The sequence below is a fragment of the uncultured Campylobacter sp. genome (assembly GCF_937921625.1).
Classification (GTDB): domain Bacteria; phylum Campylobacterota; class Campylobacteria; order Campylobacterales; family Campylobacteraceae; genus Campylobacter_B.
The window spans coordinates 168,852-185,087 of the sequence record NZ_CAKZTI010000036.1 but is presented as its reverse complement, the minus strand read 5'-3'; the positions used below and the strand labels follow the sequence as shown (position 1 = coordinate 185,087).

Here is a 16,236-nt window from a genome sequence, read left to right as displayed (position 1 = left end):
AAATGAACGCCGCACTCTAGCAAATCTCTCATTGTTACCATGAGTTTTCTCCTTGTGGGTTGCCCCGAAATTTAGTTTATTCCTCCGCATCCGCCCGTAAATTTGCTCTAAATTTACAACTAAATCAAGGATTGATGCGTGTGAAATGAAATAAGAATTATATTTAAAATTTTATTAAAACAAGCTTGATTGTTATGCGATTTTACATAACTTATATAGTGTTTTGTTTTTATTCTGACGCATGCAAATTTGCTTAAGATTTCACGACAAATACCCCTTCTATCTAAACAAATTTACAATTAAAATGCATGAATTTTAGATTAAATTTTATTCATCACAAACCCGCAGAAGCGCCCCGTAGCGCCGTCTCTACGGTATGAGAAATGCCGCTCGCTCTCAAAAGTACAGCGCGGATCAAATTTAACGTTTCGCACCCCCACAGCTGCGAGCTCGTCGCGAAGTGCGGCGTTTAGATTGAAATGCCCCTGCATTTTGTAGCGCTCAAACTCGCCCAGATCAAGCCCGCCGAGTTCGTAGTTTCGCGCCTTGATATTCGCGCCCACGAATACCTTCAGCTCCTCAGCGACGCAGCCGAAGCGCTCGCTCATCAAATTTATCGCATTGGTGCAGATCCGCCCCATTACGCCCGCGCGCCCCGCATGCACCGCAGCGACCACGCCGCGCCGCTCGTCCGCGATCAGCACGGGCGAACAGTCCGCTACCAGCACGCACAGCGCCACGCCACGCAGATCGGTCACGAGCCCATCGCAAGGCGGGATTTCATCGATAGCTGCGCGTAAAATTTCAACTTTGTTTGAGTGGATCTGACGCATAAATTTTAAATTTTGCGGCGCGATGCCGAGCGCGGTGGCTAAAATTTCGCGGTTTTGCGCGACGTTTTGCGGATCGTCGCCCACGTGATCTCCTAAATTTAGGCTTACGTAGGCTCCGCCGCTTACGCCGCCAAGCCGCGTGCTAAAGCCCGCCAGCACGCGGCGTCCGTCCAATACAAACTCAAGATTTTCTCTGCAAATTTCGATTTTGTCCATCACACGCCGCTTAATACAGGCTCAAAATTTTATCTACCGCATCCCACGAAAGCCCGTCTTTTTCACTCTCGGCACTCACGTCACGCGCCGCAACAGTGCCGAGACCGACGATCCGTCCGCCGGCAAAACGTAGCTGTGCCGCGACGTATCGCGCGAGCAGATCGGTCTCGATATTTACGCGGCGCCCAATTTTGTAGGATCCAAAGAGTGTATCTTTGAGCGTCAGCGGAATGATCGTAAGGCGAATAGCGCAGCTTTGCGCTTTACTCTTTAAATTTGCGCCCAAGGAGTTTAGATCGCGAACGGAATTTGAACCGCTAAAATTTTGCCCGCGCAAGCTTGAGTCGCTCAAATTTGCGCCGAACGGGTCTTTGTGAATAAAATTTCCGCCGCCCGCAAGCACTTCGTTGATCGTTAGGCTCACGCCGTCGATCGCTACCGAGCCCTTCGGCGCTAGCAGCGGCGCTATATGCAGCGGCGCACGGATAAAAAAATCGACGCCGCTTGCAAGCTTTGAAATTTTATAAATTTCGCCTACGGCATCGACATGCCCTTGGATCAAATGCCCGTCTATGCGCTCGCCTAGCCGCATCGCTGGCTCGATATGCACCGAGCCGCGCAGGTTTTGTGCGGCGATGACGCGTGCCGTCTCGCTCGAAAGCTGCACCGCAAATCCGTCCGCAAAAAGCCGCGTCACGCTTAGGCACGCGCCGTTTACCGCGACGCTATCGCCAAGCGCAGGTCGGTATCTCGCACGCAGTCGCAGCAAATCGCCGCTAAAGCTCGCAACCTGCGCGATCTCTCTGATCAGTCCGTTAAACATTATGAGCCTTTGGAATTTTTACGTGATATTAGCGTAGAATTTTGAAATTTAAGGTTAAGCAAAGCTCGGCGAGCGCGAAGCCCGCCGAATGAAGTTTGAAATTATTTTTTAGAAACGATGAAATCAGCTAGCGCTTCGATCGATTCGTCGTTAAGCGAAGCTGCTTGACCTTTCATAACACCCATCATGCCAAATTTTCCCTTGCCCTCGCCCAAGGTGCCGTCTTTGTAGCCTTTTAGGCTAGCGATGATATCTTCCTTGCTTAGGGTGTTTAGCGCAGGTACTTTGCCGCCGAGATAAGGCTTCTCGGCGTTAGCTCCATGACAGGCCACGCATTTTTTATACAATGTAGCGCCATCAGCGGCGAATAAACTCGAACTAAACGCCGCAACCGCAGCACATGCAATAAGAACTTTTTTCATTCCTATCCTTTCTTTTTAAATTGTGGGTGCAGTATAATCAAAATTTAGTAAATTTCGGTTAAATTTTTGCAATTTGCGCCAAAGAGGCAAAATTCTATCTACTGCAAACTTTAGCATAGGGGCTTGAAGCGGAATTTGCGCTGTAAAATTTTAAGCGAATTTCGCCTTGCCACTTAAATTTCAATCGTAAAATTTCGCGGCGAAATTCTACGGCGGAATTTCATCTATACGCCAAATTCCAGCGCGAAATTTCGCGTAGAATTTTAAAATTTAGCCGCTTTACTTTATGCGCGAAATTTCGCCTCTTTGCATCTTATAAATTTTATCTGCGGCGCCGAAGTATTTATCATCGTGCGAGATCGCAAAGATCGTATATCCGCGCGATTTCAGCTCGGGCAAAATCCGCTCGTAAAACTCTGCGCGAAACTGCGGATCGAGATCGGCGGCAAACTCGTCAAGCATCAAAAATTTTCGCCCGTCCATCAGCACGCTTACGAGCGCCAAACGCTTGCGCTGCCCGCTAGATAGGCTCGTGGTGCTAAATTTAGCTCCCTTTAGCTCAACCTTATCCTGCAGGTGCATGAGCGCCAACCACTCGCGCGCGATGTCCGCATCGCCCGTAGCGTAGTCGAAGAGATAAAAATCGCTGAAAACCGCGCTTATGTTATTGCTGTAGGCGCGCAGATCGGAGGGTTTAAGGGCCGCGCCGTCGGCTAAAATTTCGCCTGCTTGCGGCGTATAAAGGCCCGCTAAGATCATAAAAAGCGTCGATTTTCCGCTGCCGTTTTCGCCGATCAAAAACACCGTCTCGCCCGCATTTAGCTGCAAACTTACCCCCTTGATGCCGAATTTCCCGCCCGGATACGAAAAGCTCACGTCTTTAAGCTCCAATCTGCGCCACGGCTGCATTTGCGCAAGCTCGAAGCCCTGCACGAACGGGTCTAAATTTAACTCTTTGATCTTTGCGTAGGCGATCTTGGCGCGCAGCACGCTAGGAAGCGAGAATATGAGCATCATCAAAGGCGCGCGCAAAAAAAGCACCGTAAGCGCGATCGTTACGGCGTTTGCGAGCTCCGCTTTGCCCCCGCTTAGCCCAAAATAAAGCACAAATCCCACTGCACCGAGCATCATCACGTTCATAAAATTGCTCGCAAACGCGCCGTAAACCTCGGCTCGCAGCGAGCTTTGGCGTAAATTTTGCGCGTTGGGCAAAAAGTCGTTTTCGTATAGGCTCTTCGCTTTGGCTAGGCTTAGCGACAGCTCCTTATGCCCCTCGATCGCCGCGGCGTAGTTTTTATACAAAACGTCCTCGTTTTGGCGGTACAGATCGTAATTTTGCATGACCTTTTTCATCAAAAAACGGTTGAAAATCATCAGCGCGCCGATCCAGACGAATAAAAACGCAAACATCATAGGCGCGATGTATAGCACGTAAATGCCGCAAAACAGCACGATCATCGCGCCTTGAATGAGCTCGGAGATGCGCATAAAGCCCTCGGTCAGGCGCGAAATATCGCTGGAAAGGGATGCAAGCAGGTTTGCCTTCGACGCAGCCTCGATGCGCTCGAACTTCGTATCGATGATCTGCTTGATGATCTTGGTGCGCAGATCGAATACGAAGTCGTTTTCCATCTTGCAAAGCATGATGCGGCTTAGCACCGAAAGCAGCAGAAATATCGCCAAGAGCGCGAAAAATAGCGCGATGATGCGCCCGCCTCTTTCGGTGCCGTCAAGTAGATATTTATTGATAAAGCTTAAAATCAAGATCCCCGAGCCGCTGTAGATCGCGTTTAGCGCGAGCATCGCGAGGATTTGCTTGGTATATTTTTTCATCTTTTGCCCCAACAAAATTTGAGCGCAATTGTGGCAAAATTCGCTTGAAAAAACGGTTAAATTTTAAATCCGTTCTCATTTCGTCGGCTAAATTTCGCCTTAATTTACGCAAAATTTTATCGCGAATCACATCGTTTACGGGGCATGCTGCTATTTATATGTATCACGCGGCGCTAATTTCATCCGCATTCTTATTTTAATTCGCTTCGTTTATATGCAACACTTGCCAATCTCCACTACGTCGATATACCGCCAGATACCCATACATTATACCTCGACGACAGAACGCGCTGTCGTTAAATTTTACCCACGCCAAAATCAAAATTTTAAAATTACTCATCGCCACAGTCTTAACAAGTCGTATAAAATTTAACGCCGCGCATCAACCAAAACGATCACGTTTAAATTTAGACGCCCCCATACCGTACTCTACTAAAATTTTATCTTTTCTACACGACGAAAGAGCCGTTAAATTTTAGCGTGCGTGTGTGAATTCTTCTTCAGCTACCTTATTGTGGCTTCTGCGGAGTGACTAAATATCTAAAAAATCTCGGAATTATCGTAAACCAAAAAAATATGGCGGATATCACAGAGGCGCCATTGTACTATTAATAACAGATTTGTTAGGCTTTATAAATGAATTAATCAGCGCAAATAACGAGCTTAAAATAATTTATAAGTATTAATAAACAAGTTATTTTTAGATCAAGTGTTTATGAAACATATTAGAAAATTATTTTTACCATCTTTGTGCTTGTATTTTAAAGTATGGCCGTGTTTTTTAAAAATTTGATTTGCAATATAAAGTCCAAGACCAAGTCCTGAATTTGACGTCTCTACCTTTCTGTTAAAAGCTCTTTCAAAATCGAGTCTTTCCGGTTCCAGCTCATCTCCCGTGCTGCTTATACAGACGGCATTTTTATCTATATTTACAAGGACTTTGCCGCTAGAGTATTTTAAGACGTTATCGATCAAATTTTTAACTCCAGTCGCATAAAGTTCAAAATCAACCTCAACCGCGCTTATTTCCATATCTGCTCGCACTTCTATGCGGCTCGTGTCTTTTAGCAAAAGCATATCTACCGAGTGATCGACGATGTCTATAACTCGGTGCTTATTTTTCTTAAGCTCCCATTCATTGGATACGAGTTTTTCTACTTTGACGACTTCGCCCAGTATCATTTCAAGCCTTATAAAAATTTGTTTTAATCTACTTTTAAATTTATCGTCTCGTAAGATTTCGGCTATCATGTCCGCCATGATCCGCCCCTTCATTATCGGGTTGCGAAATTCGTGCAAGATGTTGCGTAAAAATAGCGCTTTAGCCTGTTTTATCGCATCTATTTTTTGCATCGTCGTGTTAAATTCGCTAGCGATTTGGCCTATTTCATCATTTGCTTCTACTTTTAGCAATCTAAATTTGTCTTCTTCTCCTGCCCTTCTTATCATATTTTTTAAATTTCTGAGCCTCAGCAATTTTTTTAAGACGACTATGAAAAAAGCCACCATTACGATATTTACTATAAGCCAAAGTATCCAAATGTTATGCGAAGAAATTTCTTCTAAATTTTCTAAAGGCACATCGTTTTTCGCGATGTCATCTTTGCTTGATAGCTCAAGCCCTGCCGCATCCATAATGCGTGAAAACATCTTAGGATCAATAGAAGAAAATCTAGGTACAAAGTAGAGCTTTTTGTTATACCTTATCATATCGGTATACGAGTCGCTAAAAATTTTTTCGCCACCTTGCCTGATCTTAATAGGATCAAGCTCGCTATTTTTAAGGCCAATTTGCGCTAGTTGCTTAGTTGCGTTATCTTCTACTTGTCCTCGTATACGCATACCCAGCATAAAGCGCTCATAAGTAAGGTACTCTGCGTCTCTTACCTGCCTTTTTGATTCGATGAAGAATGCTAAATTTACCGTAATGAGCGCGGCAAAAAAGAAAAAAGATATGAGTTTGATGATAGATATATTACGCATTGATAAATTTATACCCTATACCGCGCACGGGGTGAATGAATCGCGGATTTTTAGGATCGTCTCCTATTTTCTGACGCAAGCGCCCTATGGCGACATCGATGCTTTTTAGTCCGCTTTGAAATTTCGCCTGATCCAAATTTATCAAAATATCTTCCCTTGGCACGACCAACCCCTCTTTTTCATAAAGGTAGATAAAGATGTCAAATTCCGCTTTCGTTAGCGCTATCTCCTCTTTGTTTTTTATGACGATACGCCTTTGTTTATCAACGCAAAAGGTTTTGGAGTCGTTGCCCGCTTGTTCCCTCGGCGAAGTAGCGTGAGCCAGTTCTGATAAATCCAGAAAATGCTAAACAAAAAGGCATTGAAAATGGTGATCTAGTCGTTGTTTCATCAAAACGTGGCAAAATTTTATGTGGTGCTGTTGTAACAGATGATGTCAGAAAAGATGTAGTTTGCGTAGCAGAGGGTGCGTGGTATGATCCACAAAATCCTGGTGAGATAGGATCTATGTGTGTTCATGGCGATGTAAATGTCCTAACTATTGATAAGGGCACATCAAAGCTTGCACAAGGCAATATATCTCACACAGCTCTTGTAAATATCGAGAAATTTACAGGCAATGCTCCAAGAGTAAAGGTGTTTTCAAAAACCTAACGCATAAAACTTATAGTGTCCGAGCTCTTCGGGCATTTTTTTACAAATTTTTTAAAATTATACTTTTATTATACTTTTTATTTAAAATTACATTTATATTTTAAACTAACCACAAAATTTCACAAAGGAGAAAAGATGCAAAGACGAGATTTTTTAAAAGCTGCAGCAGCTACAGCCGCTGGCGCAAGTAGCTTAAACGCAACAAGTCTCATAAGTGACAACCTAATGAGCGACACGCCTGCAAAGATGAGCGCAAGCCATTTTGGTGCTATCAAAGGGCTAGTTAAAAACGGTAAATTTGAAGGTGTATTAGATGCCAGCGAGATTGACTTTTACCCAGTTAGTCTAACTCAAGGCGTGGTTGCTAGAACCTACGATCAAACTCGTATCGCACGTCCAAGCGTGCGCAAAGGATACCTTGAAAAAGGCTATCAAAGCGATAAATCAATGCGCGGTAAGGACGAGTGGGTTGAGATAAGTTGGGAGCAGGCTTTTAAACTAGTAGCCGACGAACTAAAACGCGTCAATAAAGAATATGGCGGTAGCGCAATCTACGGCGGTAGCTACGGATGGTATAGCGTTGGTAGTGTTAACAATCCACAAACGCTTCTTGGCCGTATGCTAAATATCATTGGCGGCTACACGACTCGCACGCTAAACTACTCGCAGCATGCTATTAGTGCAATTACGCCACACGTTGCAGGCTCTGATGAGGGCAACTCTCTTGTTACTGCGTGGCCTGTGATACTCAAAAACACCGAGGTTGTCGTCATATGGGGAGCTGATCCGATCAATACAAACCAGATCGCATGGGGCGTGGCAGATCACGAGAGCTACATTTATTTTCGTAAGTTAAAAGAACAGATGAAAAAACGTGGTATCAAAGTCATCACGATCGATCCAGTTTATAACAACACTGCAAACTATCTAAACTCAGAGCACATTTTCGTCAATCCAACAACCGACGTTGCTATGATGATGGCGATATGTTACGAGATGATGAACGCTGGCGTGGCTGATGAGAAATTTCTAAAAAAATATACAAATGGCTCAGAACAATTTATCGCTTATCTCAAAGGCGAGAGCGAGGATAAAGTCGTGAAAAATGCGGCTTGGGCAGCAAAAATTTGTGGCGTAAGCGAGGCGGATATTATAAATTTGGCTAAAATTTTTGGCTCAAAACGTACTATGTTAATGGGCGGTTGGGGACCACAGCGCGCACATCACGGTGAGCAGTTTCACTGGATGATGATAACGCTTGCTGCGTTTATTGGACAGATCGGCTTGCCTGGTGGCGGATATGGCTTTGGTTACCACTACTCTGACGGCGGTTGCCCAAGTCCAGCTGCGCCAAACGGTAGCGCACTTGCACTTGCAAGCGGCTCTGCTACGACATCTACGGCTTTCCCCGGACTAGGAGCTATCGGCATCGTACCATCAACTGAGGGCGAGTGGAAAAACCGCAGCAATATTGCTATTCCTGTTTCAAGAATCCTTGATTGCATAAACAACCCTGACAAAGAGGTCGATTTTAACTGCAAAAAGATTACCTATCCGACTATAAAAATGGCATACTGGGCTGGCGGCAATCCATTCCACCATGCGCCAGATACAAATTTAATGGCCAAAACATTTGAAAAGCTTGATACATTTATCGTGCAAGATTGCTTCTGGACGGCTTCGGCTCGCATGGCTGACATCGTTTTGCCGGCTACCACCGAGCAAGAGAGAGATGACATCACAAAATCTCATACAAACAAATTTATTATAGCTATGCACAAGATTGCCGAGCCATACGAGCAAGCTAAAAACGACTACCAAATTTACTGCGGCATTTTAAAAGAATTTGGCGATAAAGAGTACATGGCATTTAGTGAGGGCAAGAGTGAAATGGACTGGATCAAGCAGTTTTATAATGCCTCAAAGAAAAAGGGCGATGATGCAAAACTAGGTATGCCAAGTTTTGAGGAGTTTTGGGCGAAGGGTTATGTTGAGTTTAAAGTCCCGCCTCACGCTCACGAATACGTAACTATGGCCGAATATAGAAAAAATCCTATCATCAACCGCCTAGGAACGCCATCTGGCAAGTTTGAAATTTTGTCTAAAAAGATTGCAAAAGCGGCTTATGATGACTGCAAGGCGCACCCAACTTGGATGGAGCCGATGGAGTGGCTAGGAGACGTGGAAAAAACAAAAAAATATCCATTAAATTTAGTAACCCCGCACCCAAAATACCGCCTTCACAGCCAACTAAACAACACATGGCTTAGAAACCTTGAAGAAGTTCAAGGCAGAGAGCCTGTATGGATGCATCCAGACGATGCAAAAGCTAGAGGTCTTGAAAACGGCGATGTGGTAAGAATTTTTAACGATCGCGGTCAAACTTTAGCAGGACTTATCGTGACTAAAAACGTAAAACAGGGCGTTGTTAGAATGCAAGAGGGCAGCTGGTGGGATCCAGATAAAAACGGACTTTGCAGACACGGAAACGTAAACGTCCTAATACCAAACGAGCCAACCTCAAGCCTTGCTATGGGAAATCAAGCAACTGCACTCGTGCAAATCGAGAAATTTGAGGGTGAATTGCCAAACCTAGAGGTCTTTTCTCAGCCAAAATTTGCAAAAAAAGGATAAGAAGTGAAAAAAATAGTTATGTTTTTAGGGCTTAGTGCTGCGCTTTTTGCTAACGATGCTTATGTCGGTACGCCAGCTAAAATTTTAGATAAGGTTGGCGGCAAAGAGATCGGTCAGCTTTTTGTGGGCGCAAAAGTCAAGGTATTAAAAGATAGCGGCAATTTCGCCGAAGTCGAATATAACGGCTTTGTGCCTGGCGAGGGCAATACGGCTTATGCTAGACTAGGTGTCCTAGAGAGCGACATAAGTGTTAAAAACGATAAAAATTTCAAGAAAAATGGCGTCCAAAAAGATGACTATGACAATGAATGGATCAAGGTTAGCGTTAAGGGAGTAGTTGACAAAAAGGCTTTAAAATCAAATTTAGACGAAGTTTATAAACCTGGCGAAGAGTTGTTTAAAGAGCGATGTGGGGCATGTCATGCACTACACGGATACGATGAGTTTAACGTAAATGTTTGGCCAAGTGTTATAAAAACTATGATTGGCAACGCTGGACTTGATGAGACAGAAACGCAAACTTTGACTAGATTTTTACAAAGTAAAGCTCCAATAGAATAACTTTATTTTGTGCATCGTCTTTCATGAGCTAGAAAATTTCGGCCTTTGGTAGACTATATATCTACTCTTAGGACGAAATTTTCTCTACAACTCGCTTTTAGAAAATCAAATCATAGTACTATTATTTTTCAAATTTGACTTTTTGCGCTTAAATTTAAATTTTACACGCTGCTTTAAAGGCAAATTTTTAAACTTCGTCATCAAGCGAGAGCTTGTAGCCAAGTCCTTGAACGTTTTTGATAAGTTGTGTATAGGTTTTGGTGCGTAGTTTGTTTATGTAGTTTCGTATCGTTTCAAATGACGCTACTTTGCCACTCCACGTGAAATTTTCTATCATCTCAAACGATACGACTCGCTCTTTATTTATCGCTAGGATATGCAAAAGTCGCTGCTCAGTTCTAGTTAAAACGATATTTTTGTTCTCATTATAAAGCAACCTATCTTGCGTATCATAGCTAAAGCCACGACCTAAATTTAAACGCTTATTAGCATTTGAACCATTTTTTGTAGCCATTAATATCATGATTAAAAGTTGCTGTTTATCAAATGGCTTTTTAAGCAGATTTGAATTTTGTATGTTTAGTGAGTTTTGTAAATTTTCGTCGGTATCATAGGCCGTAATAAAAATGATCGGCACACGCTCATCAAGCTCTCTAACTCGTTTTGCCATCGTTGTTCCGCTCATATGGGTCATATTAATATCAGTGATGATAATATCAATGTCGTTTTTGCTAAAGCACTCAAAGCCTTCTTGCCCGTTTTGTGCCTTATAAATTTGGCTTACATATGGTGCAAGAAGTCCGGCCAAAACTCCTTGTAACTGCGTGTCGTCCTCAACCAAAAGCACATTTAAGTGTGCTAACTCTTTAAAAATTTCGTTCATTTTAATAGCTCTATTTCAAATTTTGTCGGATTTTTAGCATTTGCAAGCCTTATGTCACCACGTAGTTTTTTCTCAAAAATAAGCTTGCAAAGATAAAGCCCCATACCGGTGCCATCGTCGCCTTTTGTAGTAAAAAACGGCTCAAAAATTTTATCTAAAAGCTCACTATCTACACCATTTGCATTATCTTCGATAGTAATAATAAATTTGCTCTCATCTTGGCTTAAATTTATAGCCACATAAGGAGAGAAATTTTCTCTATTTTTTGCCTTCTTTACCAGCTCATCTTTTGCATTTGTGATAAGGTTCATAAGCACGTGTTTTATGTAGTTTGCATAGCTTTTGATCTTATAAGAGCCTTCGTCGTATGTAAAGCGTAACTCGATATTTTTTACTTGAAGCTGCGGTCGGCAAATGTATAAAACATCATCTAGCACGTCGGTTAGATCAAATTCTTTCTCGCAAAAATCCTCTTTGTAAAAATCCCTAAAAACATCGATAGTTTCATTCATAAGCTCAACATTCATACGTATATTTTCAATGTTTTTTAGTGCCATTTTATCGCCATTTTTGCCGCTTAACAGCTCATGAGTATCGCTTGCAAGAAGCAAAAGCGTATTTAGAGGCTGCTTGTATTGATGTGAGATCACGCTTATCATCTCGCCAAGTGCGGCCATTTTGGAGTTTTGCAGTAAAATTTGCTCTTGTTTTTGCCTATTTTGTTCCAAACTCACCTCATGCGTGATATCGTGCGACATGATAAAAACACCCTCAAATACGCCTTGCTTGTCAAGCAGTGGCAAAAACTCTGTTTTATAAAACAGCTCGCCCTTTTTTGAAGTCAGGCTAAAGCTCTTGGTTGGGTTGCTGCTGATTTGCCTAAATATACTCTGTGTGGTTTTATTCAAGCAAAAAATACTAGAGAGTTCTTTTAAATTTTTACCGATATTTGCCTTAAATTTTAGGCCGAAAATTTTCTCGAATTCTTTGTTGATAAAGGCGATATTGCCAGCTTTATCTGTGATGACAAGCCCACCTATTGGGTTTTTGGCAAAAAGATTTAAAAGATGCTTGTTTTTATAAAATTTTCGCTGCGCCACATAAAGAGTAGCAAAGGCACAAATACCAAAAAATGCCAATGCCAAAAAAATACCAAGATCTTTTAGCGCTTTTTTGTCGATTTGCCTGTATATCATGCCCTCATCAAGCACGCTAACTAGCATCCATTTGCTATTTGCGAGCGTATCATATACAAAAATATAAGGCTTATTTTTGATAAGAATTTGCTCGTTTCCTCGTTTTTTAACTGAAATTTTTTGCAATATCTCTTTGGTTTGAGCGCCTGAAAAGTCTAAAATTTGCTCTGTTTGATCAAGAATATTTTTGCCATCTACCATTAAAAACGCTGAGCCATTTGCAAGCGGAAAGAGTGCGGCAAGCTCTTTTTGAAAAATTTCAAAGTCAAGGTCAGCCGTCAAAACACCTATAAATTTACCATTTTTTATAAGTGGCGTTGAGACAGAGATGACGTAGATGCCAAGCTGGCGGTCGATATATGGCTCGGTAAAGCTTGTTGTCATACTCTCTTTTGCAGCTACAAACCAAGGGCGGTCTGAGAAATTATATTGCGGCTCGATTTCGTTACTTGCGACAAATCTGTAGCTATCCGGATATCCGGCATAGACTGCTAAAAAGCTACCCGTTCTAGCAACAATGCTAAAGCACACCTTTTATCGTAGCATAGTCTTTTATATAGTCTTTTGTCTCTATAAATTTAGCAGTCTCCTCAAGCAGTCGCTTTTGTTGTTCGATGCGCTCATTTATGATTGCTTTGTATTTTTGCACTGTTTTTATCTGGCTTGAAACGGCAGAGTTGTATGTTTGTTGTTTGTTCTCATCATAGTTTGTAAAAACTAGATAAAAATATCCCACAGCAACGGCGACTAATAAAATGTAAAAATAATTTTGCTTGAATTTCATTTCGGTATTATAGAATTTTTAAGATAAAAGTGTGCAATGGCGACCAAAAATTTGCTAAATTTAGCCTATACTATACCGCATAATATTACTGAGATACTTATTTTGAATTTAATGTCTAAGCAAAACATCAGACTAGTTAAATCAAATATCAAAATTGCATTAATGTCATTTTCCAATCCAAACCAAGATAAACTAGATTTTTAGATATGAGTCCAAAGTAATTTCATAGAATCTTTTTTATAAAGCAAAATAATTCTGGAAAACTGTACCGCTTTTTATCAAAAAAACGTTTCCTTGTTTGAGAAACAATTCAAAGAAACAAAAACTCTAAAAGATGCGGTTGAAATACCGATAAATATAGGCTTTACGCTGGCAAGATTGGCGTAGGTGCTAGCTTAATCGTCATGGGCGGCTTCACCGTAGAGCCAAGCACTGCAAACGTGCTAGATACCGACTATAACGAAATTTCGAGACTTTATGCCTGCGGTAACGTTATGGGCGGACGTTTTTTTGGGCGACTATCCGGTAGTTTTAGCCGGCACTAGCCACGGAACATGCCTATGCTACGGACGCTTAGCAGGCTATCAGGCTGCGGCAAACGCAAAAGGAGTACAAGCATGAGCAAGAAAAGAAAATATACGATAATAGGACTAATAGTAGCCGCTATCGTCGGTTTTATAGCGTTTCATCAAATAGAGGCCGCTAGCCACAAGGCTGAATTTTGTATCATATGTCACAACATGCAGCCAGAGTACGATTCTTTTACAAAAGGAGATATGCTAGCTAAAAAGCATAACGACGCAAATGTAACATGTCACGACTGCCACACGCCAACCATAGGCGAGCAGCTAAACGAGGTCAGGATGTATGTAACAGGCGACTTTGAGATGCCGGCGAAACAAAGGGGCTTTAAAAACGAGCAGTGCACTAGCTCTGTCATAAGATAGCCGACATAAGAAAAAAGACCGCGCACTATGGCCTATCTAACCCGCACGAAGGCGCTCACGATAAAGCCAATGAGATGCTACAGTGTCAGTCATGCCACGCCGTGCATCATCCGCAAAAGCTAAATACTTGTATGTCTTGTCACCCGATAGACTGGAAGGTAGATAGTAGCTGGAAGATGTATTTGCCTAATGAAAAATAATCTTTAATCCGCCTCGCTCGGGGCGGATTTATCTCCTCTGTAAATATAAACGGCTCAAGATAAGTTAAGCGGATTTTCCCTTATCAATTTTAGCAAAATGTTGTCGACCGAATCCTTTAATTTATGCTGTTCGAGAAATAATTTTGAACCGGGAAGTGAATAAAAAAGAATTTCGGCGACATACTGTATGTAAAAAAAGTATTTTTTGAGCAATTCTTGACAATGAATCTAAATTTACTATTGGCATAATTATCAAAACATAGTTTTAGTTCAAACTGAAATATATTTTAAAATATCGTCCAGATTTTTCACTATAAATTTTAAAATTACTTTATTGAGCCTTTTATGCTTTAGCATGCTATTCTCGCTTTATCCCAAGCTTATCGCCGAAATTTTGTTTTATGTAAATGTGCAAAATATCGATCGCGGCGGGCGTTACGCCACTGATCTCGCTCGCGGCAAACAGCGTCGGCGGCGCAAAGCGATTTAGCTTCTGCACGATCTCGTTGCTAAGCCCTCCGATCTTGCTAAAATCGATCTGTGGCGGGATTGCGACGCCAAGCAGCCCCTTCATCCTCTCAACTTCGGCGCGCTGCATCGCGATGTAGAAATGATACTTGCACTGCGTTAAAATTTCATCCAAAACCTCATCGCTAAAGCCCTCAAAATGCGGCGCCAGAGCAAGCAAGCCCGCCTTTGAAAAGCCGCTTTGAGAGGCGATTTTTTGCAAGCTACAGCTTTGCGAAATGGGCTCTGCGCCGATACTTTGCAGCAGGCCAAGCGTCTGTTTCGAAGGGGTAATCTGCGTTTTTAGCAAAAATTCCATTCCGCTCTCCACGTCAAGCTTAAACTTGCGCGCCCGCTCGTAGCTCGCCTCGTCTAAAAGCCCGATCTCGCGGCCGTATTCACTCAGGCGCAGCACGGCGTTGCCCTCGCGCAGTAGCAGGCGAAATTCCGCGCGCGAAGTAAACATTCGGTAAGGCTCATTCGTACCTTTAGTGACGAGATCATCGATCAAAACGCCAATATACGCCTCATCCCTGCGCAAAATCAAAGGCTGCCGCCCGCGCAAATCAAGCACGGCGTTTATGCCCGCCATCAGCCCCTGCGCCGCGGCCTCCTCGTAGCCGGTGGTGCCGTTGATCTGACCTGCCAAAAACAGTCCGCGGATCTTTTTGGTCTCGAGGCTGTGTTTAAGCTCGGTAGGATCGATGAAATCGTACTCGATCGCATAGCCCGGGCGGACGATTTTAGCATTTTCAAAGCCTCTGATCGTGCGCAAAAACGCAATCTGCACGTCGTAAGGCAAACTCGTAGAAAGCCCGTTTACGTAATACTCCGTAGCCTCACGCGTCTGCGGCTCGACGAAGACGTGATGGCGGTCTCGATTTGGGAATTCATAAATTTTAGTCTCGATGCTCGGGCAGTAGCGCGGGCCGGTGCTTGAAATTTGCCCCGTAAACATCGGTGCGCGGGCGAAATTTTCGCGGATGATCTCGTGCGTGCGTTCGTTCGTATAAGCGATGAAGCAAGCAAGCTGCTTCGGTGCAAAATTTTTGCTGCGAAAGCTGAAAGGGTGCGGATCCGCGTCGCCGTCTTGGCGCTCAAGCACGCTAAAATCGATCGTCTTAGCATCGATCCTCGGGCAGGTGCCGGTCTTTAGCCGCCCCATTTGCAGCCCCAAGCTTCGTAGTGATTCGGCTAGCTCGACGCTCGCTAGCTCGCCCACGCGCCCTGCTTGCAGCTTGTTTTCGCCTACGTGAATTAGCCCGTTTAAAAAGGTGCCTGCGGTGATTATCAGATGCTCGGTCTCATAAACGTTGCCAAGATGGGTCTTAACGCCGCAAATGCGCTGCTCGCCGCCTCGCTCGCAGGTTAAAATTTCGCTCGCGATCTCCTGGCTCACGTCCAGCCCCTGCGTGTTTAGCAGCAAATTTCGCATGTAGATGCGGTATTCATCCATATCGATCTGAGCGCGCGAACCGCGCACCGCAGGGCCCTTGCTCTCGTTTAAAATTCTAAACTGCAGCCCGCACACATCCGCCGTAAGCCCCATCTGACCGCCCAACGCGTCGATCTCCTTTACCAGATGTCCCTTAGCAAGGCCGCCGATTGCGGGGTTACAGCTCGCAGCGCCGATCTGTTCGGCCAAGATCGTAATCAGCAGTGTCTTTGCGCCCATTTTTGCGGCGGCCAAGCTTGCCTCGATACCCGCGTGCCCGCCGCCCACAACGATAACGTCGTATTTCATTTTTTGCCTTTAAATT

General features: G+C 43.5%; 15 protein-coding genes. 5 read left to right on the top strand and 10 right to left on the bottom strand.

All coding sequences use genetic code 11. The features are described 5' to 3' along the window. Positions 1-320: 320 nt before the first annotated feature. The 6 genes from Q0101_RS06355 to Q0101_RS06330 all read right to left on the bottom strand — a co-directional run bounded on the left by Q0101_RS06355 (position 321) and on the right by Q0101_RS06330 (position 6,336). Positions 321-1,049 (bottom strand): polyphenol oxidase family protein, encoded by a 729-nt coding sequence (locus Q0101_RS06355; protein WP_297943376.1) that lies wholly within the window; start codon positions 1,047-1,049, stop codon positions 321-323. Positions 1,050-1,059: 10 nt separating this feature from the next. Then, positions 1,060-1,872: a riboflavin synthase gene (locus Q0101_RS06350; RefSeq protein WP_297943374.1), complete on the bottom strand. Its 813-nt coding sequence runs from the start codon at positions 1,870-1,872 to the stop codon at positions 1,060-1,062. Positions 1,873-1,973: 101 nt separating this feature from the next. Further along, positions 1,974-2,294: a c-type cytochrome gene (locus Q0101_RS06345; RefSeq protein ID WP_297943372.1), complete on the bottom strand. Its 321-nt coding sequence runs from the start codon at positions 2,292-2,294 to the stop codon at positions 1,974-1,976. A 279-nt stretch (positions 2,295-2,573) separates the two neighbouring features. Further along, positions 2,574-4,127, bottom strand: a complete 1,554-nt coding sequence (locus tag Q0101_RS06340) for an ATP-binding cassette domain-containing protein (RefSeq protein WP_297943370.1) — start codon at positions 4,125-4,127, stop codon at positions 2,574-2,576. Positions 4,128-4,832: 705 nt separating this feature from the next. Beyond that, complete coding sequence (locus Q0101_RS06335; protein WP_297943368.1) at positions 4,833-6,110, bottom strand: ArsS family sensor histidine kinase; 1,278 nt, start codon at positions 6,108-6,110, stop codon at positions 4,833-4,835. Next, complete coding sequence (locus tag Q0101_RS06330; RefSeq protein ID WP_297943385.1) at positions 6,103-6,336, bottom strand: helix-turn-helix domain-containing protein; 234 nt, start codon at positions 6,334-6,336, stop codon at positions 6,103-6,105. The genes Q0101_RS06335 and Q0101_RS06330 overlap by 8 nt, the downstream gene beginning before the upstream one ends. Positions 6,337-6,437: 101 nt before the next feature. Between Q0101_RS06330 and Q0101_RS06325 the strand changes: the two genes are divergently transcribed. Genes Q0101_RS06325 through Q0101_RS06315 form a run of 3 tightly spaced genes read left to right on the top strand, consistent with a single transcriptional unit; the run spans position 6,438 to position 9,959 of the window. Next, positions 6,438-6,764 (top strand): molybdopterin dinucleotide binding domain-containing protein, encoded by a 327-nt coding sequence (locus tag Q0101_RS06325; protein WP_366939410.1) that lies wholly within the window; start codon positions 6,438-6,440, stop codon positions 6,762-6,764. Between the two features lie 15 nt (positions 6,765-6,779). Continuing rightward, entirely contained in the window at positions 6,780-9,398 is a 2,619-nt protein-coding gene (locus Q0101_RS06320) for a molybdopterin-dependent oxidoreductase (protein WP_297943366.1), read from the top strand. A 3-nt stretch (positions 9,399-9,401) separates the two neighbouring features. Further along, positions 9,402-9,959, top strand: a complete 558-nt coding sequence (locus tag Q0101_RS06315) for a hypothetical protein (RefSeq protein ID WP_297943364.1) — start codon at positions 9,402-9,404, stop codon at positions 9,957-9,959. Positions 9,960-10,146: 187 nt separating this feature from the next. On the opposite strand, the gene Q0101_RS06310 is transcribed toward Q0101_RS06315, so the two are convergent. From Q0101_RS06310 to Q0101_RS06300, 3 genes are read right to left on the bottom strand one after another with little or no spacing between them, the layout of a single operon-like run. Then, a complete protein-coding gene (locus tag Q0101_RS06310) occupies positions 10,147-10,842 on the bottom strand; it encodes a response regulator transcription factor (protein WP_297943362.1) in 696 nt (231 codons plus the stop codon). Next, a complete protein-coding gene (locus tag Q0101_RS06305) occupies positions 10,839-12,569 on the bottom strand; it encodes a cache domain-containing protein (protein WP_297943360.1) in 1,731 nt (576 codons plus the stop codon). Before Q0101_RS06305 ends, Q0101_RS06310 begins: the two co-directional genes overlap by 4 nt. Next, positions 12,559-12,687, bottom strand: a complete 129-nt coding sequence (locus Q0101_RS06300; protein ID WP_297943358.1) for a hypothetical protein — start codon at positions 12,685-12,687, stop codon at positions 12,559-12,561. Before Q0101_RS06300 ends, Q0101_RS06305 begins: the two co-directional genes overlap by 11 nt. Positions 12,688-13,439: 752 nt before the next feature. Here Q0101_RS06300 and Q0101_RS06295 point away from each other — a divergent pair. Further along, complete coding sequence (locus tag Q0101_RS06295; protein ID WP_297943356.1) at positions 13,440-13,769, top strand: NapC/NirT family cytochrome c; 330 nt, start codon at positions 13,440-13,442, stop codon at positions 13,767-13,769. 74 nt (positions 13,770-13,843) lie between these two features. Then, the gene (locus Q0101_RS06290; RefSeq protein WP_297943354.1) at positions 13,844-13,969 is read left to right on the top strand and encodes a hypothetical protein; all 126 of its coding nucleotides are present in this window, start codon (positions 13,844-13,846) and stop codon (positions 13,967-13,969) included. Positions 13,970-14,327: 358 nt separating this feature from the next. On the opposite strand, the gene mnmG is transcribed toward Q0101_RS06290, so the two are convergent. Then, positions 14,328-16,220 (bottom strand): tRNA uridine-5-carboxymethylaminomethyl(34) synthesis enzyme MnmG, encoded by a 1,893-nt coding sequence (mnmG, locus tag Q0101_RS06285; RefSeq protein WP_297943352.1) that lies wholly within the window; start codon positions 16,218-16,220, stop codon positions 14,328-14,330. Between the last annotated feature and the right edge of the window lie 16 nt (positions 16,221-16,236).